The sequence below is a fragment of the Psychrobacillus sp. NPDC096623 genome, from assembly GCF_044762655.1.
In the GTDB taxonomy this organism is placed as follows: Bacteria; Bacillota; Bacilli; order Bacillales_A; family Planococcaceae; genus Psychrobacillus.
The window spans coordinates 759,903-783,346 of record NZ_JBIWER010000002.1; the positions used below are offsets into that span (position 1 = coordinate 759,903).

A 23,444-nucleotide genomic window follows, 5' to 3' on the forward strand; every position below is an offset into this window, starting at 1 on the left:
AACATACGAAAGAATGAGCAGCACGAAAGGGAGACTCCAATCATGAAAGAAAAATGGTGGAAAGAAGCTGTCAGTTATCAAGTGTATCCAAGAAGTTTCAAGGATAGCAACGGGGACGGAATCGGTGATTTACGAGGAATTATTACGAAATTAGATTATTTGAAGGACTTGGGTGTTGATGTTGTTTGGGTAAGTCCTTTTTATAAATCTCCTAATGCTGATAATGGTTATGATATTAGTGATTATCAGGGCATCTCAGACGAGTTCGGGAACATGGACGATTTTGATGAATTATTAGAAGGAATTCATGCTAGAGGCATGAAACTGATTCTTGATCTAGTTATAAATCATACAAGCGATGAGCATCCTTGGTTTATTGAATCACGTTCTTCTAAAGAAAATCCGAAAAGGGATTGGTATATTTGGAAAGATGGGAAGGCTGGTCAAGAGCCGAATAACTGGGAAAGTATTTTCTCTGGAAGCGCGTGGGAGTTAGATGAGCAAACGGAGCAATATTATTTGCATTTATTTGCAACGAAGCAGCCTGACTTGAATTGGGAAAATACAGATGTGCGTTATGAGCTTTTCAAAATGGTCAATTGGTGGCTCGATAAAGGTATCGACGGTTTCCGTGTAGACGCAATTAGTCATATTAAAAAGCGTGATGGGTTCCCTGATATGCCAAATCCAAAAGGGGAACAATACGTTTCTTCCTTTGACATGCATACGAACCAAACAGGCATACAGGAGTATTTAAAAGAGCTGAAGGAACAAACTTTTGCTAAATACGATATTATGACAGTTGGAGAGGCAAATGGTGTAGGGATTGATGAAGCAGATGAGTGGGTCGGAGAAGAGAATGGAAAGTTCAATATGATTTTTCAGTTTGAACATCTCGGACTTTGGAACAAAGCGATAAATAACTCAGTTGATGTTATTGCTTTGAAACATGTGCTTACTAAATGGCAAAAAGGACTGCATAATAAAGGGTGGAATGCTCTATTCCTTGAAAACCACGATCAGACTCGCAGTGTTTCAAGCTGGGGAAATGACAAGGAATATTGGAATGATAGTGCTAAAATGCTAGCAGCTTGTTATTTCCTAATGCAAGGAACCCCATTTATTTATCAAGGTCAGGAAATTGGAATGACGAATGTACAGTTTCCTTCTATTCACGATTACGATGATATAGGCATGAAGAATTTTTATGATTTAGAAATAGCAAAAGGTCGACCTCATGAAGAAGTTATGCAAGTAATTTGGAGCAATGGCCGAGATAATTCTAGAACTCCTATGCAATGGGATAGTTCAGTAAATAGTGGATTTTCCGAAGGGGAACCATGGATGAAGGTCAATCCAAATTATAAGTCCATTAATGTGGCTAATCAACTAAACGATGAGAATTCTATTTATCATTTCTATAAAAAGATGATTCACCTTAGAAAAGAAAACCCCGTTTTTGTGTATGGAGAATATAATGTATTACAGGAAGACCATCCAGATGTGTATATTTATACGCGTGAAATCGATGATCAGTTTGCGATTATTTTGTGTAACTTTAGGCAGCATAATGCGGAAATATCATTAAAATATCTCCCACAGCGTAATACAGAACTACTATTAAATAATTATAGAGATGCACCGGAGCAGCTATCAGAAAATATTACGTTAAATCCTTATGAAGTAAGAGTATATTTATATAAGTGAATTATTATGGAGCAAGAGAGTGAGGAAATTTGAATGGCGATTACAATAAAAGATGTGGCGAAGCTAGCTAATGTTGCTCCTTCGACTGTTTCACGGGTGATTGCAAACAGTCCCCGTATAAGTGAAACCACGAAGAAACGAGTAAGGGATGCGATGGATGAACTAAAATATCATCCAAATTTTATTGCCCGAAGTTTAGCAAGTCAATCTACTAAAGTGATTGGATTAGTTTTACCTCACTCTTCTGGCGTGTTTTTTCAAAATCCATTCTTTTCAGAGGTCATACAGGGTCTGAGTGAGGGAGTGCACGACAACCACTACGCTCTTCAAATGACTAGCGGAAAAACTACGACTGATTCTTACGAAGGCGTCGTACAAATGGTAGAGGGTGGCAGGGTAGATGGCATTATTCTGCTTTACTCGATGATTGATGATCAAATTATGGAGTATTTAACGAAAAGAACATTTCCCTTCGTTGTTATTGGAAAACCGTATGACCTAGTAGATAAGATTACGCATGTCGATAACGATAATTATATGGCTGCAAAAGAAGCTACCGAATATATAATTGGACTCGGGCATAACAAAATTGGATTTATTGGGGGTAGCCCCAGTTTGACGGTAACGTTAGATCGCTTAAATGGCTATAAACAAGCGTTGAAGGAAGCTAATATTGATCTGAATGATGATTATATTATTCACGGTGACTTTCTTCGTGAAGGTGGACAGGAAGCAGTTAAAGCGCTTCTGAGAAGAACTATTCCACCAACCGCATTACTTGTAACAGATGATTTGATGGCAGTTGGTGTAGTGAATTCTTTGACGGAAATGCAAATTGATATTCCTACTGAAGTATCTCTCGTTAGCTTTAATAATGCTTTGTTTGCGGAGATGTCAAGACCACCACTCACTTCTATAGATATAAATATTAAAGAGCTAGGTTATCAAGCGGCTAGTAGCTTAATACAACTATTAAAGAATGAAAGTGAGCCAGTTAAACGGATTATTATTCCACATAAACTTGTGATTAGACAATCATGTGGTGTAGCTCCGATAAACTAATAAAAAGATACATATAATTAGTTTCAAATAATAATATTATGTAAACAAAATGCCGTTAGAATAGGAGAATATAAATGTTTTCTTTCAAGTTAAATGACAAAACAGTTTTAAAAATGCTCGATTTATCGGACACTGAACATTTGTTCGCATTAACTGTTCAATCGAAGGATACGTTGAGAGAGTGGCTTCCATTTATTGATTTTACGAGGACCTCGCAGGATACAAAGACTTTTATACAATCCACTATGAAGCAATTTAGTGAAAATAACGGTTTTCAAGCTGGTATTTGGTATGATGGGAACCTTGCAGGAGTAATTGGCTTTCATAAAATCGATTGGAATAACAAACTGACTAGTATCGGTTACTGGCTAGGTAATGATTATGTTGGATTAGGGTTAATGACCAAATCAGTAGAAGCTTTTGTAGACTATGCATTAGTAGATTTACGGTTAAATCGTGTAGAAATTCGTGCAGCTGTGGAAAACAAGAAAAGCAGAGCAATTCCGGAAAGATTAGGTTTTAAAGAGGAAGGCTGTGTAAGACAGGCAGAATGGCTTTATGACCATTATGTGGATCATGTTGTTTATGGAATGCTTGCAAGCGATTGGAAAAAGTAAAATATAAAACACTGGAGCAACTTAGCTAAAGTTGCTCCAGTGTTTATTTAGTTATAGGTGTAGTAATCTTGGGCATGAACAATATTAAATCCAATTGATTCATACAATGTTAAAGCATGTGCATTTTCGGTTTCTACCTCTAAATGAACCGAGCAGCCTTGAAGAGTATACTTTTTTATAATATGCTGAAGTACTTTTCGACCTATTCCTTTTCCACGGTTGAGGGGAAGTAGGCAAAATCCGTAGATCCAAGCTTCGTTATTCTCGACTTTTACTCTTATTTTTCCTACAGAATCATCTTGTACATCAATGATATACACGCTATTGTCCATTTCTGTGTCTACTCTGTTTTCTACTTCCAATGCACTTTTTTCATCTAATCCAAAAGATTCGATATTCAATCGTATGCGTAAAGGAAGATCCTTTTGTTCCGCTTTCCGTAAATGGAAGCCTGTAACTTCTTTTAATTCCTTTGGTTCCCACTGCATTTGATACTCAGAAAGGCTATAAATAGCATTATTACTTTTCAAAAATGCTTTTCCTTCTTCTGAACCAGCAGGAGCATTTAACAAAATTTTATGAAAACCCTGTAATTTTGCAAAAGCTATTGCTTGTTCAAATAACTTGGAGAAATGGTGTTTTCTACGTTCCCGTGGTTTTACCATGCCACAAACTTCGACTGTCGTGCCAAAGGGATACAAGCCTAGAAAAGCGATCAACTCCTCTTGATCATACAGTAGGAAATCATAATTATGGTTGGAACGAGTTTTTAACATATCCCAATTTAACTTAAGCTGAATATTGTCGTGCATTTCGCATTCTTTTTGTAGTGCTTCAATGTCTATTAATTGTTTAGTAGTTAACATAGAAACTCCTTTATGAATTAATGTTGTTCTTTATTAATATTATAACTAATCTACCTAAAATAATATGTTTTTTCTGAAAATAAAAACCAGGCAAAAGCCCGATCTTTTAAGCAACGCCCGCGGAAAGTGTCTACTGAAACAGATATCATTGGATTATTCGATTTTACTAGTCCCTTAAACCCGGTGTTAACGGGATAAAAAAACCGTTCAGTAGAGAATTTCTCTAATGAACGGTTCTTTTATCTATAAATTTTAATGCATCACTTGGACAATTATGAACAACCCTTTTGCTATCTTCTCTTAATGCACCATTAGGGTAAATCCATGGCTTTTTGTTTACATTAAAAACAGAGGGGAGGTATTTAATGCAGTTTGCGGCATGTGTGCATTTTGTGGGATGAAAGTAAATGTCTATTTCATCCCCGTAATATTTTTTATAACCTGCTTCTACTAAGTTTTTTTCTGTTTCTGCCATAGTTTACCTCCAATTTGTTTACACTTCGATAATTATAGGAAGTATCATAGGTTTTCTTTTTGTTCGACTATATAAAAGCTTTTCTATAGATTTTTTAATGTTTTGTTTTAGAACGCGTTGATTTCTATTTGTATCTCTTGTTTTTGTAATGGTAGATCGAACAGTTTGATTTACTTCATTAATAAGTTCCTCAGATTCGGGTCCATACACAAATCCACGAGAAATAGTGTCGGGTCCAGAAATTATTTTGTTGTTTGCTTTGCTGAGTGTGGTAACAATAACTAACATACCATCCTCTGAAAGTAATTTTCGGTCCCGTAAAATAATTTCACCAACATCACCGATACCAAAACCATCGACAAACACATTTCCTGCTTCTATGCTTCTCGTTTGGACTGCTTTTTCATTTTCGATATCTACTACGTCACCATTTTGAACAATGAAAATATTATTACGTTCTACGCCGACTGATTCTGCTAAACGCTGGTGGTGATGAAGCATACGATATTCACCGTGTATTGGGACGAAGTATTTTGGTTTCATCAAGGAAAGCATCAATTTTAACTCTTCCTGACAAGCATGACCAGAAACATGCATACCTGTGACATTCCCAGATCCGTAAATAACGTGAGCACCTAATGTATATAAGTTGTCAATAATTCTGGTAATACTCTTTTCATTGCCTGGTATTGGTCCAGCAGCGAAAATGACCGTATCTTCAGGAAGTACTTCTACTTGTCGATAGCTGGAACTAGCTAAACGAGACAAGGCGGCCATCGGTTCACCCTGGCTTCCCGTACATATTATCACAATATTTTCCGGATTCATTGTATTAATTTCATTTTGATTCACAAGCATACCTTCTGGAATAGTTAAATAACCTCGGTCCATTGCTACGGATACTACATTAACCATACTTCTACCTAAAAGAGCAATTTTCCTATTTGTCTTGATAGCAGCATCCACAATTGTTTGTACCCGGTGTACATTAGATGCAAACGTAGAGATAAAAATTTTTCTTGGAGCTTTTCTAAACGCTTCTTCTACATGTTCCGCAATTTTACGTTCAGACGGGGTAAAGCCTGGTCGTTCTGCATTAGTACTTTCTGATAGGAGCAGCAATACGCCATTTTGACCGAGCTCCGCCATTTTATGAAAGTCAGCGCTTTGTTCGTCTACAGGTGTCAGGTCAAATTTAAAATCTCCTGTATGTACAATTGTTCCTTGTGAAGTATGAAATGCAATTCCGAGACAATCTGGGATACTATGATTTACACGGAAAAAGGATGTTTTAATCGTGCCAAGTCTTAATTTGGAGTCCGAGTCTATTAAAAAGAGCTTCGTACTTCTAAATAAGCCATGTTCCTTTAATTTGATCTCAATTAAACCTAATGTTAAGTTTGTTGCATAAATCGGGATATTGAGTTGCTTTAGGAAATAGGGGATACCACCAATATGATCTTCATGACCATGTGTAATGATTAAAGCTCTGACTTTATCCTCGTTTTCTAATAGATATGAAATATCTTGGATAATTAAATCTATGCCTAGTAGTGTTTCGTCCGGGAATTTCGAACCACAGTCAATTACAACTATATCGTCATCCGATTGTATGACATACATATTCTTTCCAATTTCATTGACTCCACCTAACGCAAAAATAGATACTTTTGTGTTTACTGTATTCATATTTATCCTCCATTCAAAATTGCTATTCTAAGTATTACCTCATATGGTCGTTTTATAAGGGGCTTTTTAATTTACTTGAAAGGAGGGAGAAGGAAAGTGGTATAAAAAAAGAATGGTTGGCCGTGAACTATATCACGACCAACCATTCTTTTTAAGTTACTAACTCCGGAGGTAGGACTCGAACCTACGACCAATCGGTTAACAGCCGATTGCTCTACCACTGAGCTACTTCGGAATAGCAGATATGTTACAAAAATTATTATGAACTATTAGTTATGGGAATATACATCCTAATTTCCGTGAAAAATTTAATAAGAAATTATTTAACGATCAAAGCAGGGCAGTGTACTCTCTTCATCACTTTGTGACTAACGCTACCTAACACCATTTCTTGTAAACCATTCAAACCACGGCTCCCAATAACAAGTAGGTCTACTTTTTGTTCATTTGCATATCGCACTATCTCCGGACCAGGTGAACCTTTTAAAAAGGTTATTCTATATTTCACTTGCTCACTATTTAATAACTGTTCTACATTTGAAAGTTTACGTTTCCGTTCAAGTAACAATGATTCAGAGGATTGTGCATGCAGAATATCTTGCTTGGATTTGTCAAAATCTGTGACCATTACTACTTCAATAATAGAACTTGGTAAACACTTTGCTAATTTAATCGCTTCATAAGCTGCACGGACGGAGTTTTCTGAGCCATCAGCTGCTAATAGAATGTGTTGATACATAGCAATTCCTCCTTAATGTGAAGTAGTTATACCTAATAACTTTTGATAAAGCAGTTCACTTGCGGGATTCATCCCTTTTACCTTTACTATTTTACCTTGTTCTTCTAATTTAGAAACAACTTTAACTATTGCCCCTACCGAGGATTCATCCCATAAATGGCTACTCGATAGATCTATTGTAATTTGTTCGGCTGTTGCTTGTTCAATTGTTTGAACAAAATGCTGGGTAGATGCAAAGAAAAGGGGACCTTCAATAATATATATGCCATCTTGTTCTGTTATTTTCACCCTAGAGATAGAAGCAACAAAGAATAAAGCACTTAAAATAACACCTATTACAACACCTATAGCTAAATTATCTGTGTATACTACGATTGCCACAGTAGTAATCATTACAAGAGCGTCTGGACGAGGAGCTGTTACTAAGTATTTAAACGAACCCCAATCAAAAGTTCCAATACAAACCATAATCATTATCCCAACTAACACAGGCATCGGTATATCTACTACTAAATTACCTAATACAATGATTAAAAAGATTAAGAAAACCCCCGCAACTAGCGTAGAAAGACGACCTCGACCACCAGATTTCACATTAATCATCGATTGTCCAATCATTGCACAACCAGCCATGCCTCCAAAAAATCCTGTGATAAAGTTGGCAATACCTTGTCCTCGAGCCTCACGATTTTTGTCTGATTTAGTATCGGTCATATCATCTACAATCTGGGCGGTTAATAATGATTCTAGTAAACCTACAACAGCTAAAGCTAAAGAATAAGGTAAGATTATTTGAAGTGTTTCTAATGTAAACGGTACATCTGGGAGGAAGAAGCTTGGAAGACTTTGTGTTATGGTTCCAAGATCTCCAATTGTTTTTAGTTCGATTCCAAAAATAAATGTGATTGCCGTTAAAATGACAATCGCAATTAGTGGGGCAGGAACACCTTTTATAAAACGTGGTACTGTATAGACAATAACAAGAGTTACAGCGACAAAAACGTACGTGATAATTCCTTCACCTAAGATATGAGGCACCTGTGCCATAAATATTAAAATAGCCAATGCATTGACAAAGCCGATCATGACGGAATTAGGTATAAAACGCATGAGCTTAGCAATTTTAAAGACACCTAAGAAAATTTGAATGATACCTGTTAAAATAGTAGCAGCTAATAAATAATTTAATCCATGATCAGCGACCAAGTTGACCATTACAAGCGCCATGGCTCCAGTTGCAGCGGATATCATACCAGGTCTATCACCGACAAAGGCGATAATTACAGCAATACTGAATGAAGCATATAGACCAACCATTGGGTCGACTCCTGCGATGATAGAAAAAGCAATTGCTTCAGGAATAAGTGCGAGTGCGACAACAATTCCTGATAATATGTCACCTCTAATATTCCCAAACCATTGTTGTTGAATTGTTTGCATATAGGTTCTCCTTCGGATATAGTCAATAATAATGTGGTCCCAAAACCATTAGTTTTAGGACAATCTGTCATATCATAACACGACTTTTCCTAAAAGGGAATGTTTTCGGGAAAATGGAGGGAAAAATGAAGTACGGATACAAAAGACCATTAGTAAATGATGAAGAATCGAAGTTTCAGCTAAATGATATACCAAATATTGAAACCTATACAGAGCAACACCCACATATGAAAAAAAGACATGAATTAGATGCACTAGTTATGAAGCTCACAAGGGGTGATCACCTATATGTGCAAAATTTTGTGGTACTAGCGGATTCTTTAACACAATTTCAAGATTTGTTACGTGTATTTGAAAAAGACGAAGTAACTGTAACTTTTATCGATGAAGACGTTCAAAATACTGACATTTTAACAATGAAGCTGATAGAGTTACTTGAGATATTGACGGATCTACAAACAAAAATCAAACGCCATCAATCCATTTTCGGTGTACGTGAGGCGCAAAAGCAAGGAAAAATCATTGGACGTCCAAAAAAGTCGGATGATAATTTAAATAGAGCATTTATTATGTATGACAGCAAAGAATATACGCTTCAGCAGATTAAAGATGAAACAGGTATTAGTAAATCAACGTTATATCGCTATTTAGACCAGTTTAAGCATGAAAGCTAGGAAAACCCTACAACTTGAACCAAGATATGCTTAAAAGCTGTTAAATGGATAAATATAGCGAAAAAAAGAATAGTTTAAGGTGTGATAGCTATGTGGAAAATAATAAATGGAAAGTTAGTACAAACAGTTGATGAAACTAGAACGGAATATAAAACTCGAATAAGTGCTAGCTTAATAAAAAAACTTAAAATAATAGCACAAGAATCAAATTCGCATATTGGTTATTTATTAGAAAACGGGTTTGAAAATATATTAAACGAAAGTGAATTAATCTATGACAAGAAAAATAGACCGAAAGATCGCGTAGAATTTCGCACGACATGTGATAAGGATACGCTGGAAAGATTACGGTTATTTGCAAAGAGCAATAAGTTAAATTTGAATGATGTAATTGAGACAAGTGAAAGCTATATAAATTTAGAGGAAGTAAAAAATGCAAATTGGAGATATAGAATAGAAAAAGAATAAAAAAGAGTACTTAAGCTTCTTTATAAAATAGGGATGTGGTCATAATATATATTATACTAAGTTTCATCTCATATTAAAAGTATACTCGTAATAGTGAGATATCAGAGGAATTTTCGTACTTGAATACTGCTACTTTAATCTTTAATAGTGAAATAAAATTTAACTACTAATTATACCGAATATAAATTTGAATTCGCTGCGTTTTTTCTTTTGTCTTTTTAAGCCGTCACGTAAATCTGCTATTAAAACTGTTTTACCTATCCAAATTCTAAAATACAAAGAAATTGATTAGTCCTTTTATTCCTTTCTGTTCAAATTCCGTACCATCTTCTAATTCTGTTTCGGTTCTTATTAACCAGGAATTTCCTATTCCAAATTCAATGTATATCAAATATCAATTCACCCTTTATTCTTTAGCATTTGCCATTTCTTAAAGAAATATTTGGTGGAGATAAAATCATCTTTTAGGAACAAAATAACCTTTGTAAGGTGGTGTGAAAATGAGAAAAATCATTATAGTCCCTTCTGTTTTGCTCTTGTTGCTAACTCCAGCACAATATTCAAGTGCTGAGCCAGATTATTATCAGCCAGCTGAAAAATCTAAAGAAGAACTTATGATGGATTTGTTTTTTTCACTACTTTTACCAAATGTTCAAGAAGCAGTTTCTAATTACTACTCTGATTACCTTACCACCAGTCCTTTAGTTTATCCGTATCAAATCAAAATTTTGAAGATGGAAAGAACTAATGGCTATCGAGGTTACATGTTTTTAGTAACCATTGAAGTTACACCGGTCGTTGGACCGCATAATCCGGTAGGAAGAGATCAACTAACATTTTCAATAACTCCAAGTAAAATCTTGCTTAAAGAGTTTAAACACATGGAAACCTACGAGCTTCCTCCGAATTGGCAAGACATTATAAAGAAAAATTAACTAATGATAAGGTTTGAACCTTTGTCCCCTTTTGGGGATTTTTTTAATAGTCAAAATCACATTTAAATAAACCTTCACTTTATTTCCCTAAATATCTTGTATTCAATTCGGTTTCTCTAATCTCCCCTTCTACTTTTTCTACAAAATATGCCTTAGCTCTTGGTCTGGAGCTAACAGAAGCAGATAATGTTTCATTAATAAAGTGAAGAGCCACTCCATCATCTACTGCATAACCGTCCTTTAACTTTCCGGTTAAGATCGATTCGTGATATGCAGGTTTTCTTTTATTCTCTCCATCATAATGGGGACAATTACTCCCCTTTAGGAATCCTAAACAATCCAACTTATACAAAGGAGCATTCAAGGGATCAGTTAATCCTTCTTCAAACCAACAAATTGAACCGGCACTTAAACCCGCAAGTATAACTCCATTCTCATATGCTCTTTTCAAAACATTGTCCAGTCCCCATTCTTTCCACAAAACCAGCATATTTCTAGTATTTCCACCACCTACATAGATTACATCTTGTTCAAGAATATTTCTTTCTAAATCGGTATATTCTGGTTCAAATAACGATAAGTGAGAGGGTTTGCAAGGGAGAGTATTAAATGCATTATAATATCTTTCAATATAACTCGTTGCGTCTCCACTAGCTGTTGGGACGAAACAAACTCTGGGTAAATCTTTTTTCGTTTGAGCTAATATGTATGTATCAAGTAAAAGGTTTTCTGGTTCCATAGAAAAACCTCCGCCACCCATTGCAATAATCTGTCTCATTTGAAGCTTCCTCCTTTATTGTTCTTAAAATTTACCTAGATGAGGTACATTAAACTTCTCTTATAAATTATTCTTCTCTCACAATTACCATTGACGGCCGAATAATTTAAAATGGTATCTGCTAAATATCTTTAGCGCATTACAGGGATTATATCTACTATTTTTACATACTTTTATTTCATTTTAGTCTGTAGTAGTTTTTGTCCTACGTATAGACTGATGCAAAGCTATCTTTTTTTTCTCAGCAAAATCCATTCTACACATGGACCAATCAAAACTTGTTTTTTTAATTTTTTCAGTCAGATCCCATAAATTATCAATAATTCTAAGTTCTACATTTCTTTTTATAAGTTCAGCAAACAAATCATTGATCATCATTTTGTTGATTGGTACTTGTGTACTCTCACTGACAAAATAACCTGCAGCTCTATCTTGAAGATAAAAATCTGATGGATCAAATTCATATAAGAATAATTTGGTGTTCCTCATTCTATCAAACCAATTATGTTCGATTGCTACAACATGGGTTATTGTGTCTGATGAAAGGAAGTTACTTTTATCATGCACTGTTGTTTTTTCGGTACAATGATATGTTACCCTTGGACAATTTCGAGGAGTAAGATAATTTGGCAAACACTCTTCATTAATTGCCCAAACTAGGCCATTTCTCTGTTCAAGATCCTTTCTCTTAGGTAATCTTGGCATAAATATAGAAATATCATCTTCCTCACTTATATGAAACAACCTCATTTCTGCCATCCCCTTTCACCAATGCTATTTGAAGTTAAGATTTAGTATTTAGCATTATTGGACTTTGTCTAAGTTTTGTAGCCTGCTCAAACGCGTATGATAGTTTAATTAATTTCCCTTCGCTAAAAGCAGTACCTGCAAATGTAATGCCAAAAGGTTTTCCATTTTTCATATATCCAGCTGGTATTGCAATCGATGGATATCCAGCTTTTGCACAAATTGTTGATCCTATATAAGAAGGAAAAAGAATCGCATCAAGGTCATATTTTTTTAAAGCATAGTCAATACCCTGTTCTTGTGAATAATATAAATCTTCTAATTTAGCTACTAAATATTCTGGATTTCTTAAGGTATTAGGGAAAGATGCTCTTAGTTCCAATTTATTCTGTCCGTATTTTAATGCCTTATCTTTCATAGCCTTATTAAATTCAATTAACTCACTTATAGAATGAACAGGTAAATTAGATGGAAGCTGAGAAAGATAATTATCTAAACTATGTTTAAACTCATATAAAGTTACTCCCCAATTCCAATCTCTATGAAACGACGGTATATCGATGTCTTTAAGTATTTTAGCTCCCTGGTCACTAATCGTTTCTACAACATCATTAAATAAACGATCATCGTACTCATCCGAGTTTAGAAAATCACTAGATGCTTTATTAAATACACCGATTTTTGCTCCTCTTAGTCCGTTCGAATCTAAAAAAATGGAATAGTCCTGTTCCATTCTTCCTTCACTTTTATATGTGGCAGAATCATTCCTATCCACACCAGTTAAAGCTGTAAGTAAAATAGCTGCATCCGTAACAGTTCTTGCAAATGGACCCGCAGTATCCTGAGAGTAGGTAAAAGGAATAATTCCGCTTCTGCTTATTAAACCCACAGTTGGTTTAATACCTACCACGGAATTTTGGATGGCTGGGCTTAGAATGGAAGCATCTGTTTCTGTACCAACGGATAAGACAGTGAAATTTGCAGCAACTGAGACAGCAGAACCAGAGCTAGAGCCACCAACAAAAAGATCTGGATCCCCATAAGGATTTAATACCTGTCCACCTCTTGAACTGTAACCTGCCCACATTTCACTTGACATCCCGTTAGCTAACTCTGTCATATTAGTTTTTCCTAAAATCACTGCACCTGCATCACGGAGTTTTCCAACAAGGAATGCATCTTTGCTGGCAATATGATTTTCTAATGCAATAGTGCCAGCACTCGTATGCATTGAATCGCCGGTTTCAATATTGTCTTTTAAAAATACAGGAACTCCGTGCAATGGTCCCCGAATACCTTTTATTTTTCTTTCGTAATCGAGTGCCTCAGCTATGAAAATCGCATCTGGATTTATTTCAAGTATAGAGTTTAAGTTCTGTTCGTCCTGATCATACTTTGCAATTCTATGTAAATAATACATTACCAATTCTTTTGATGTTAAATCTCCATTATCCATAGCAGATTGTATTTCTTTAATCGTTAATTCTTCTGTGCAAAACTTATTAAAAATAATAGTCACAAATATTCCCCCTTGCTTGTCTATAAAATAATAATTCATAAAAGCAATAACTGTAAGAGAAAAATAAAAATAAAATCTTTATCAGGCTTTTTATTAACATCAAAAGCTTAACTTTTTCGATTAACTGCATCTTTAGTAAGCACAAAATTAATATAAAACCCCTTCCCTTCATCAAAAAAGTTCACCAACTATAAATGTGAAAGCGCTCTACATCCTATTTTATATGGTGAGGTTTTTAACTTCATTTTCTTTACAAATCTTTGGTTGAGCACGTAAAAAAAAGTCCAATCTTTCAGCATTAAAACTGACTTTATTAAACCCGAAAATAAGAATTTAGAAGAAACACAACAAATAATTACCCTAATGGTATACTCATTAGAAAAACCGGGTAATAGGATACCCGGTTTTTTAGAATAAAAGTTAGATATGCAGTTGATTGTAGCGAAGGTCGGACGCTTTCCGTGGGCACGGATCGAGCCTGTAGTCTCTCCCTCGTGCTGTCCCACTGGAGTCACCGACCTGGGCTACAATCAACAATAAGCCCTTTTATACAAGGAAAGTTCCATACAATATTGTATTTAAATGAAAGATTGATTTTAACATCAATCATTGGATTACAATTCTGATTAAAAAATTATCAGTAAATTTGCCTAATCTTCTTATGTTAAGAATAAGCCATGCTAAATCTCTCCGTATAGTACTATACATTAATTGATCTTCGTTACAGTTGCGATTCCAGCGATATAAGCGAAACCACAGAGAGTGATTCAAACGAACAAAGGACAAGAGCGCCACAATGTGATCGCAACGCCTTTGTGCCAACATCTTTTTTGCCTGAGGAGGCTCGCCCTTACCTGTGAAAGCACCCCTGTAAGGGAAATAAGTTACATTATTTATTCGAAAAGTACATTTATTACTATCACGATTTTAATATTACTACTTGTCCATAGTGATAATTCTAGTTATTTTGTTCTAAGTATACATAAACCGCCATCATTTCCTGTTTGTTTAACTCTCGAATTCGTTTGAAAATGAGCAAGTCTTCCACAAGTTCTGGCTGTATACTATCCGTAACAACATCCCTAACCTTCCCTGTCAGCCACGTATTTACTGCAATGCCTTCTACTTCTTCCTGCAGTCCCTCTTCATTGAGGCCCGTTTCATGACATTTCACACATGGAATAGTTAATTTATAGACGCCGTCATGCAAATTATCCTCCGTGATGGCTTTTTTTCCTTTACAGAACGGACACTGATGACTTTTCCTTATTTTATTAATATTAGTAACGAGTTTTTTATAACCAAAGGCTTCATAGACATAAGTAAGTTTATTGTATTTTCCATTTGTGAAATATTTATCAATAATATTTTCTCTAGTCTCTATAATGCCATCAAAATCACAGATAGTTACCTGATTTTTTTTGCTGATGGATTCAATATTGTCTTTAATATCGTCCCAAAATGGCAATACATTTTGCAATACTATTTCATAATTAGCGAAGCTGGCTAATTCCAACTCTAGCATTTTCAGGGCAACTTGTGTTTCCCTAGGAAGCAAAGAGACTTCTTCGCTTAACGTCATTTCACATCCCACTATTTCTTTCAATTTCACTAACTGTGGTAGTTCTCCAACTGTCTTAATCACTTCACCCAGAGGTTGCTTAATTATTTCACGAATATCCGTATCACCAAATTTTAGCTGTTTATGATGGTTTAACACGGAACCTTGGCAGATTGGACAAGTAATCATTTCTTTCGTTGCTTTCATTTCCTCTTTAATAACCGATTTCGAAATGAACATATACATCCCAATGATGCTATTAAAGCCTTGCCATGTTCTCTGCGTTTTTCCTGCTTTGTCATAGAATGACTTTTCCCAATACCCATATAAATACGTATGCTTTTCATCTGCCGTCATGTCATTAAAGCTTTTACTCAAATCATGTCCAAGCTCATTTTTAAGTTCTTCAAATAGGAATTGTAATTTTGGATATTGGTAATATTTTAATACTTCCATTACATCTGGATGCAACTGCCCATCCCAGAAAGGTACATTTTTGTCCTGAATAACAACATCAAAATCAAATTGTTCAATTACCCCGCGGCCAGAGCAACTTGCACAATGATTATCCTGGTTATAGAAGTCGAAGCTACGCGTATCTTTATTTGTAGGATGTGATGCAATAATATGATTGATCAAGCCACCAATTTCAAAAAGAAAGCTATATTGACTATACAAATGTCGCTCTAGGTCAATTGCAATGACAGGAGCAATTTTTTCAGATTCGTATTCACCGTATATTAAACGAGCCATAGAAGATAAGCTTTTTAAAATACCGCCCTTATAGATGTTTTCTGCTTGTTTAAAATAGCTAATCTGATTTTCTTTTAAGTGGTGAATCCCATTTTTCTGATGAACAAACGAAGGAATTTGTACAGGAGCAGCTATATGCTCGTTATCTTTCCTGCGATAATAATCATCATGACTGAGAACTTTCAGATGGGTAACCGGTGTGAGCTGTCTTTTCCCAAAATCCACGATAAAATCAGCGTTTTCTAACACATAGGCATTATGTTCTATCATAATCATAGAAACGGATTCATCCTCGAGAATAACCCTTACACTATCGATGAACTGATTTAATATGTTTTGTGATAGTCCCTTTGAAGGCTCATCAAAGATAAAAAGAGTATGTGGATTTCTATTGCTAGCAAACAGTTCAGAGACTAAATGCACACATTGAAATTCCCCATTTGATAAGGACTGTGTTTTTCTTTCTAGTGTTAAATAGCCAAGTCCTAGTTTGATCAATAAACTTAAGCGTTTATGAGCGATATCGTTATTAGGTAGTTCATCCATAATATCTTCAATCGAGCGTTCAAAAAGATCTTCTATATCGCCTTGGTATTTTGTTAGTTTCTTTTTTATATCTAGAAAAGTAGCTACAGTGGAACGGCTAGTAATGGATTGGTTTCTATTTTGTCCAACCATTACAAGTTTGTCTTTTGGATATCGCTTTACGAAGTCTTTGGCGATACACTCATTAACTAGTGTAGATTTACCACAACCAGATTCTCCCGTAAAAGTGACAATTCTATTTTTGGGAATTTGAATTTCAGCGATTTGAATATTACGGCTGAAAAGATCATGAAAGTGATAATATTCGGTAGGCATTTTCTCATTTCTTTGAGCTCTAATTGGTTTTGGACGTGGGGACTCCTCTACCAATTCACCACCATATTTTCCACTAACAGGTCCAAAGAATAGTTGCTTGTCGGTCGTGTCGAGCACTGTGTCTGAATGATCGATAAGCCATATTTGATTCTTAAAGCCTAGTTGTTTAATTTGCTCCAGAATTTTCAGCAGTGTTTCTTGATCGAGCCCAACGGAGATTTCATCAATGATAATGACGGTATTTTCACTAGCTGCCATGAATTCAGCTAAGTATAGTCGAGTTAGTTCTCCGCCCGATAACGTCCCCATAATCCGATTGATTGTTAAGTATCCAATATTCATCTGGATGATATTTTTAAGAATAAGCTGTTTTGCTTCACTTATATGTAAATCCTTTGCTAACGAAAGAATAGCTTCAATACTTAAGTTATTGATATCGGATATATTATGAGCTTTATTCATTAAATCTATCTTATATTGAAGTATTTCTGGCTTATATCGTTGGCCCTCACATTGTTTACATTCAACATTTTGGGTAGTACCACGTCCTTTACACTTAGGACACCATCCTAATTCATTATTAAACGAAAAAACCTCAGGAGAAAGATTAAATGCTTCCGCAAGTCGCACACGAATCTCTGTAAATACGCCTGTATGTGTTCCAATAGTTGAACGTGGATTAGAAGAAATAGATGATTTTCCCAGGAAAAGAACTAGAGGCATTTCTTCCATCTTGATGGCACTAAAATTCGTTTCCATAATATTTGGAAATAAATATTGATATTCAGCCTTAGGTAACAATGAAACGAGGCGTTTCTTGGATTCCTCCCCAATTGTTTGGCAAAAAGTTGTTTTACCAGATCCAGAAAGACCTGCAATTCCTAACGATGTATCTACCGGTAGTACAGTATCTAAATGGTTAATATTGTTCGCAATTAATTGTTTTATCTTCAAAGTGCTTTCCACTCCACTTCTACCATATTTCAAAAATAAGAAAGAGCACAATTCTATTTACTGAATTGCACTCTGTTGTGTAAGAATTTAATTTTACTATTCTGGTAATAATTTATCCAGTCTAATCAATATTAAAATTTTCGTCTTCACTTCTGTATTCTAATAAATCTCCAGGTTGGCAATCTAAAGCTTTGCAAATTGCTTCTAATGTGGATAATCGAACCGCTTTTGCCTTTCCATTTTTTAAGATTGAAAGGTTTGCCATCGTGATTCCAACCCTCTCTGAAAGTTCCGTCACACTCATTTTCCGTTTAGCGAGCATCACGTCAATATTTATAATTATGGCCATTTTATTCACCTCAGCTCAGACTATTAAATCATTTTCCTCTTTCAAATTGATAGCTTCTTTTAAAAGTCTTTGGAGAACTGCCGCAAAAACAGCAATCACCATCGAAGCAAAAATAGGGACCATCCCAACTATTATGAGACCTGGAGCGTCGTCTACCTCCGCCATTATATAAACGAATGGTAAGGCCACAACATACAAGCAGATAATGATGATGGCAGACCTTTTAATTTTGTTTAAAGCCTTCACAGATAAATCTGAAAATGCTTGGTTTTTGTCAATATAGCTGACAAGATTAAAAGATTGGTAGAGTGCAAAGTAAAATGGTACTGCTGATATATACATAACCAGTAACAGACCGTATACAACAAATGCCAAATCTGAACCCTTTTCTGTGGCTTCATTTGCTTCCATCGCTATCTGGGGCAGTAAAAATATACATAGAGCTAGAACTGGTAATCCCATAAGAATAACGGCTAGCTTCAAAAAGAGTGTTGATCCACGTTTCATATAAGCACCTCACTATTTATTATGCTCTCATTTTAACTCATTATTTATCGTTATACAATATATAATTGTTCTTAATCACTATTTTTTTATTGGTGTATGGTATTTTGAACTTGAGCTTAGCTACTTTTTCAATCATCCAAAAAGTCACTGAAATTAAGTATAGTTTTCTCCTTTAAAGCTAACTCTATAATGAAAGCTTAATAATGGAAGGAGCCTATTATTCCACATGAAAATTCAACTACCTTTCAATAAAAATAAAAAACGAACACCTGTAATAAAAGATGCTCCTAAAAAAGATATAGGCATGATGACTCCACTGAAAAGTGACTTTGTTCAATTGATAAAAGATGCAACAAATAATCCGGCTGACTTAATCATCAAAAATATTTCATCCAATCTTACGCTCGTCTATATTGACAAATTAGTTAATGAAGTAACTTTAAACGATCATATCATCTCCAATTTGCAGGATAAATCGATTGATACTCCAGACACTATAAAAACTACCCTTTCTATACCAGAGATAGATATTTCGACTCGATTAGAAGTGGTTATAAAAGCAATTGTAAATGGATCCGTACTTATCCAAGTAGAAGGATTTTCTGAAGTAATAATGGCTAGTATTCCTAAGCGTGAATTGCGAACTTTGACATCACCAGAAAATGAATCCCAAGTAATTGGGTCTCAAGTCGGTTTTAATGAAAGTCTTTCTACGAATATTTCCTTAGTACGACGTTATATCATGAGTCCAGATCTTTGTAACGAAAACTTCGCACTTGGAAAACGGACCAATACCTCTGTAGCACTTTTATACATGAACGGGATAGCAAATGAACAAATGGTTAACACGTTGCGCCAAAGAATTACGGATTTAGATATAGATGCATTACTCGATAGTGCGGTTCTAGCAGAAATGATTGACGATAACTCGATTACCCCCTTTCCACAAATGCTCCTGACCGAAAGACCGGACAGGTTTTGCGAGGGTCTTTTGAATGGGAAGTTGGGGGTTATAGTAGAAGGTAGTTCTATGGCGATCATATGCCCCCAATCATTTATTGAATTCTTTCAAAGTCGTGAGGATCAAAATTTAAGATGGCAAATTGCTACATTTGTTCGATTATTAAGGTTTAGTGCCATTCTTCTATCTGTATTTTTGACACCGATATATGTAGGGGCGCTGACCTTTCATTATGAAGTGATTCCTCTAGCCTTCTTGGTGCCACTTAGTGAATCGCGAGCTTTAGTTCCTTTTCCACCTGTATTTGAAGCATTACTACTTGAATTTATTATTGAATTACTAAGAGAGGCTGGAGCAAGATTACCAACAAAAATTGGTCAAACTATTGGTATCGTTGGTGGTATCGTAATTGGGACAGCAGCTGTACAAGCGGGAATAACTAGTAACATTTTGCTAATATTCGTTGCATTAAGCGCCCTGGCATCTTTCACAACTCCAAGTTATATGATGGGGAATGTTATTCGGTTCATTCGTTTTCCTATTATCATACTTGCAGGATTTTGGGGTTACTATGGAATTATGCTAGCCTTTTGTTTTATCCTTATCCATCTTTTGCGTCAAACTAGTTTGGGTGCACCATATCTGTCTCCTTTTTATCCTCCGAGATTGAAAGGTATGTCTGACAGTATTATTAGATTGCCTATACCATTCACGTCCAAAAGACCAGATATTACAAGACCAACTGATCAAGGAAAATTCAATGCTGAACCTGTAAAGCCTAAAAACACTTCAACAGAAGGTGGAAAGAATGGATAATTCAATACGACTTGAACCGAATGATATGTTTAATACATATTTACTGTTCTTTGTCATTCACAGTGCGCAAATTGGGGTTGGTGTACAAGGGTTTCAACGTATTGTGTATCAAAATGCAAAACATGATGCGTGGATTTCAGTAATACTGGCGGGAATTGCCACTCATATTGTCGCTTTTTGTATGATAAAAACTTTAGAAGCTTATGGCTCTAATGACCTCTATGGAATTCAGCAAGATATTTACGGAAAATGGTTAGGCAATTTTTTAAATGCTATTTATATTTTGTACTGTTCTATTGCGTTTTTCGCCGTTTTGCGAAATTATATAGAAGTTATTCAAGCATGGTTATTTCCTGACATAAGTACGTGGTTTCTTTCGGCTACATTAATTCTAATCACCATATATGCATTTACCGGTGGACTTCGTGTAATAGTCGGGATTTCTTTTTTTAGTGTCGTCCTTGCTCTTTGGATCTTCCCTATGTTAATTTTTCCGATGAAATTCGCTACGGTAGATAGTCTATTTCCTATTTTAGAGGCAAATGTTGGGTCTCTATTAAAAGGTGCATATTCCATGACATTTACAATTTTAGGTTTTGAGATACTAAATGTAATTTATCCCTTTATAAAAGACAAGAAAAAAACAAGCAAATATACACATTTAGCTTTGTTGGCATCTACATTTATTTACCTTTCCGTCATGTTGGTATCGATTGGGTACTACAGTGAAGGAAAACTACTTAGAACTGTTTGGGCGACATTAACATTATTTAGCTTTATCAGTTTTCCTTTTATGGAAAGATTTGAATTTGTGGCGGTATGTTTTTGGATGTTAATCATTTTGCCGAATCTTTGTCTGTATTTATGGGCAGCTTATCGCGGGGTAATACGTTTAGTAAATATAAGTGGTACGAAATTCGTTTGGATTTTCTCTTTCATTATTTTTTTAGGCACATTGCTCGTGGAGTCTCGTACCCAGATTAACATGATTAATAATCAAGTGGGTAAAGTGGGGTTTTATCTAGTGTTTGTTTATCCTATTCTCTTATATTTGTTAACCATTCTTAAAAAGAAATTTACTTCGCAGAAGGAGCAAACAAATGAGAACCCTTAGATTTTATGTCATCTTACTTCTTTTACCTAGCCTTCTTGCCGGATGTGTTGAAACAAATATCTTAGACAAAGTTGGGTTAGTTACTTTAGTTGGTTACGATGTGGGAACTGAAGAAAAAATCTCCACTACCGCAGTTGTTCGTGAAGTAAATCCGGAATTTCAAAGTAATGTGCAAGTAATTACAACTGAAAATAAAACTAGTAAAGGGAATCGAATGAAAACCAATCGTAAATTATCTAAAAAAATTATGGTCGGTCAAATGAGAGTAATCTTGTTAAGCGAAGAGTTGGCTAAGGATAACATACATCACTATATAGAGACAAACTTAGAAAATGCAAGTGTAAGTAATAGTCTTTATTTGGCCGTAGTGGAGGATCAAATGGCATCCTTACTTGAATACAAATATAAAAATATTGAAGATGTAGGGCAACATATTTATAGGTTATTAGAGCAAAACATACAACAGGAGCATATGATCTCATCCACTCTCCATGAAATTGCACATGATATGTATATGGCTGGGAATGATATTGCTATGCCAATCATAAAAAAAGACGAAGAGTTGGTAGGAATATCAGGGATCGCCCTATTTAAAGGAGATAAAATGGTGGGTAGACTCTCCGCGGAAGATAGCTTTTTTGTCAAGCTAATAAGGGATAATTTTAAGTCTGGTATATTTGAAACAGTCTTAGAAAAAGATAACATACCTAGTGACATTTTAAAAACCAAACCAAATGAAGTTTCATTAGCATTCGATGCAATTCGCTCAAAAAGAGAATTAAAGTTAGTCAATCCAACTACTCCCGAATTTGACTTGAATCTTAAAGTAAAAGCACAAATATTAGAAATTAATCCCGATGTTAATCTAGACGATCCCAAAAAAGTAGCAAAACTGGAAAAAGCGATCAGTAAAAATCTAACAAGTGATATATTAAGGATAATTGATTATGGTAAGAGTATTGAATCCGACGTTTTTGGCTTCGGCGAGAAATATAGAAGCTCTGTAAGAGGCTCTAATCTGACGAATGAAAAATGGCACGAACTATATAAAAACATGAAAGTAAATGTGAAAGTTGACTTTGTCATAATCAGGAATGGAGTATTTGAGTAATAACCAAGATTCGTTCATTTACCGCGATGTCAATCCATAAAAAAACGTTTAGATGTGGTTGTATCATAGAACAATTCTCTTCAAGGATGATTGGCAAGTTCGCAAAAGTAATCCGTCGAGTGATAGGTGGATTACTTTTTTGTATGTGAACTTACCTACTTTTACTCCACCCCAACTTTATCACTTCTGCGCTCTAATAATACAACATCGCGCCACACTCCATTTAGTTTCCCCATTTGTTTTCTCGTTCCTACTACTCCAAATCCGAATTTTTTATGTAAGTTAATACTTGCAATATTTTCTGGAAAGATCAATGCTTGGATTGTCCAGATTTTGTTTTGCTCACTGGATTCAATCACTTGTTGTAGTAATTGACTACCAACACCCTTCCCAGCTGCAACAGAAGCTATATAAATGCTTACCTCTACAACACCTGAATATGCAAGCATACTAGAAACTGGAGTTAATGCTACCCACCCTACTACTTCCCCATTCAGTTTAGCAACAAAACGGCATTTATTTAAATGATCTTTATCCCATTCCTCCCAAGTGGGAGCCTCTGTTCTGAATGTGGCATTTGCTGTTCGAATACCTTCTATGAAAATCTCTCTAACATAATCCCAATCGGAAGATATCATTTTACTAATAGTTATGTTTTGATTCATCAGTATTCCCCATTTCTCTAAATAAAAGCATTTCCAAGAAGGATTATACACCTTTGGAAATGCTTTTTAAAGAACT

21 protein-coding genes, 1 tRNA gene and 1 pseudogene are annotated in these 23,444 nt (G+C 35.2%); 9 read left to right on the forward strand and 14 right to left on the reverse strand.

Features of this window, described 5'->3' with window-relative positions:
• Positions 1–42: 42 nt before the first annotated feature.
• From ACIQX2_RS08510 to ACIQX2_RS08520, 3 genes are all read left to right on the forward strand, one after another.
• The gene (locus ACIQX2_RS08510; protein WP_402848578.1) at positions 43–1,707 is read left to right on the forward strand and encodes a glycoside hydrolase family 13 protein; all 1,665 of its coding nucleotides are present in this window, start codon (positions 43–45) and stop codon (positions 1,705–1,707) included.
• 33 nt (positions 1,708–1,740) lie between these two features.
• Entirely contained in the window at positions 1,741–2,769 is a 1,029-nt protein-coding gene (locus tag ACIQX2_RS08515) for a LacI family DNA-binding transcriptional regulator (RefSeq protein ID WP_402848581.1), read from the forward strand.
• Between the two features lie 74 nt (positions 2,770–2,843).
• Positions 2,844–3,386, forward strand: a complete 543-nt coding sequence (locus ACIQX2_RS08520; protein ID WP_402848583.1) for a GNAT family N-acetyltransferase — start codon at positions 2,844–2,846, stop codon at positions 3,384–3,386.
• A gap of 47 nt (positions 3,387–3,433) precedes the next feature.
• Here ACIQX2_RS08520 and ACIQX2_RS08525 read toward each other — a convergent pair whose 3' ends face one another.
• The 6 genes from ACIQX2_RS08525 to ACIQX2_RS08550 form a co-directional block, all read right to left on the reverse strand.
• The gene (locus ACIQX2_RS08525) at positions 3,434–4,252 is read right to left on the reverse strand and encodes a GNAT family N-acetyltransferase (protein WP_402848587.1); all 819 of its coding nucleotides are present in this window, start codon (positions 4,250–4,252) and stop codon (positions 3,434–3,436) included.
• A 223-nt stretch (positions 4,253–4,475) separates the two neighbouring features.
• Entirely contained in the window at positions 4,476–4,727 is a 252-nt protein-coding gene (locus tag ACIQX2_RS08530) for a (4Fe-4S)-binding protein (protein WP_402848590.1), read from the reverse strand.
• A gap of 18 nt (positions 4,728–4,745) precedes the next feature.
• Complete coding sequence (locus tag ACIQX2_RS08535) at positions 4,746–6,416, reverse strand: ribonuclease J (protein ID WP_402848593.1); 1,671 nt, start codon at positions 6,414–6,416, stop codon at positions 4,746–4,748.
• Between the two features lie 163 nt (positions 6,417–6,579).
• A tRNA-Asn gene (locus ACIQX2_RS08540) sits at positions 6,580–6,651 on the reverse strand.
• Positions 6,652–6,735: 84 nt separating this feature from the next.
• The gene (locus tag ACIQX2_RS08545; protein WP_402848596.1) at positions 6,736–7,155 is read right to left on the reverse strand and encodes a universal stress protein; all 420 of its coding nucleotides are present in this window, start codon (positions 7,153–7,155) and stop codon (positions 6,736–6,738) included.
• A gap of 12 nt (positions 7,156–7,167) precedes the next feature.
• On the reverse strand, positions 7,168–8,595 hold the full coding sequence (locus ACIQX2_RS08550; protein WP_402848599.1) for a SulP family inorganic anion transporter: 1,428 nt from the start codon (positions 8,593–8,595) through the stop codon (positions 7,168–7,170).
• A gap of 125 nt (positions 8,596–8,720) precedes the next feature.
• Here ACIQX2_RS08550 and ACIQX2_RS08555 point away from each other — a divergent pair, with 125 nt between their 5' ends.
• Together ACIQX2_RS08555 and ACIQX2_RS08560 are read left to right on the forward strand one after the other, a co-directional pair.
• Positions 8,721–9,269, forward strand: coding sequence for a helix-turn-helix domain-containing protein (locus ACIQX2_RS08555; protein ID WP_402848602.1), 549 nt, complete (start codon positions 8,721–8,723; stop codon positions 9,267–9,269).
• Between the two features lie 90 nt (positions 9,270–9,359).
• On the forward strand, positions 9,360–9,737 hold the full coding sequence (locus tag ACIQX2_RS08560) for an rRNA methyltransferase (protein ID WP_402848605.1): 378 nt from the start codon (positions 9,360–9,362) through the stop codon (positions 9,735–9,737).
• A 159-nt stretch (positions 9,738–9,896) separates the two neighbouring features.
• Here ACIQX2_RS08560 and ACIQX2_RS08565 read toward each other — a convergent pair.
• Positions 9,897–10,128 (reverse strand): annotated as a pseudogene (locus ACIQX2_RS08565) (DUF3977 family protein).
• A 109-nt stretch (positions 10,129–10,237) separates the two neighbouring features.
• Here ACIQX2_RS08565 and ACIQX2_RS08570 point away from each other — a divergent pair.
• A complete protein-coding gene (locus ACIQX2_RS08570) occupies positions 10,238–10,672 on the forward strand; it encodes a DUF3888 domain-containing protein (protein ID WP_402848608.1) in 435 nt (144 codons plus the stop codon).
• A gap of 79 nt (positions 10,673–10,751) precedes the next feature.
• Here ACIQX2_RS08570 and ACIQX2_RS08575 read toward each other — a convergent pair whose 3' ends face one another.
• From ACIQX2_RS08575 to ACIQX2_RS08600, 6 genes are all read right to left on the reverse strand, one after another.
• Positions 10,752–11,450: a Type 1 glutamine amidotransferase-like domain-containing protein gene (locus ACIQX2_RS08575; RefSeq protein WP_402848611.1), complete on the reverse strand. Its 699-nt coding sequence runs from the start codon at positions 11,448–11,450 to the stop codon at positions 10,752–10,754.
• 183 nt (positions 11,451–11,633) lie between these two features.
• The gene (locus ACIQX2_RS08580) at positions 11,634–12,209 is read right to left on the reverse strand and encodes a DUF6886 family protein (RefSeq protein ID WP_402848614.1); all 576 of its coding nucleotides are present in this window, start codon (positions 12,207–12,209) and stop codon (positions 11,634–11,636) included.
• 25 nt (positions 12,210–12,234) lie between these two features.
• The gene (locus tag ACIQX2_RS08585; RefSeq protein WP_402848617.1) at positions 12,235–13,716 is read right to left on the reverse strand and encodes an amidase family protein; all 1,482 of its coding nucleotides are present in this window, start codon (positions 13,714–13,716) and stop codon (positions 12,235–12,237) included.
• A 958-nt stretch (positions 13,717–14,674) separates the two neighbouring features.
• Positions 14,675–17,845: an ATP-binding cassette domain-containing protein gene (locus ACIQX2_RS08590; protein WP_402848619.1), complete on the reverse strand. Its 3,171-nt coding sequence runs from the start codon at positions 17,843–17,845 to the stop codon at positions 14,675–14,677.
• Positions 17,846–17,966: 121 nt separating this feature from the next.
• Complete coding sequence (locus ACIQX2_RS08595) at positions 17,967–18,194, reverse strand: helix-turn-helix domain-containing protein (RefSeq protein ID WP_402848622.1); 228 nt, start codon at positions 18,192–18,194, stop codon at positions 17,967–17,969.
• A 15-nt stretch (positions 18,195–18,209) separates the two neighbouring features.
• The gene (locus ACIQX2_RS08600; RefSeq protein ID WP_402848625.1) at positions 18,210–18,701 is read right to left on the reverse strand and encodes a DUF2975 domain-containing protein; all 492 of its coding nucleotides are present in this window, start codon (positions 18,699–18,701) and stop codon (positions 18,210–18,212) included.
• A 226-nt stretch (positions 18,702–18,927) separates the two neighbouring features.
• On the opposite strand from ACIQX2_RS08600, the gene ACIQX2_RS08605 reads away from it, so the two are divergent.
• The 3 genes from ACIQX2_RS08605 to ACIQX2_RS08615 are packed head-to-tail and all read left to right on the forward strand — an operon-like array spanning position 18,928 to position 22,703.
• On the forward strand, positions 18,928–20,478 hold the full coding sequence (locus ACIQX2_RS08605) for a spore germination protein (protein WP_402848628.1): 1,551 nt from the start codon (positions 18,928–18,930) through the stop codon (positions 20,476–20,478).
• Entirely contained in the window at positions 20,471–21,592 is a 1,122-nt protein-coding gene (locus tag ACIQX2_RS08610) for a GerAB/ArcD/ProY family transporter (RefSeq protein ID WP_402848630.1), read from the forward strand. Before ACIQX2_RS08605 ends, ACIQX2_RS08610 begins: the two co-directional genes overlap by 8 nt.
• Positions 21,579–22,703, forward strand: a complete 1,125-nt coding sequence (locus tag ACIQX2_RS08615; protein ID WP_402848633.1) for a Ger(x)C family spore germination protein — start codon at positions 21,579–21,581, stop codon at positions 22,701–22,703. Before ACIQX2_RS08610 ends, ACIQX2_RS08615 begins: the two co-directional genes overlap by 14 nt.
• Before the next feature lie 161 nt (positions 22,704–22,864).
• On the opposite strand, the gene ACIQX2_RS08620 is transcribed toward ACIQX2_RS08615, so the two are convergent.
• Entirely contained in the window at positions 22,865–23,368 is a 504-nt protein-coding gene (locus ACIQX2_RS08620) for a GNAT family N-acetyltransferase (RefSeq protein ID WP_402848636.1), read from the reverse strand.
• Between the last annotated feature and the right edge of the window lie 76 nt (positions 23,369–23,444).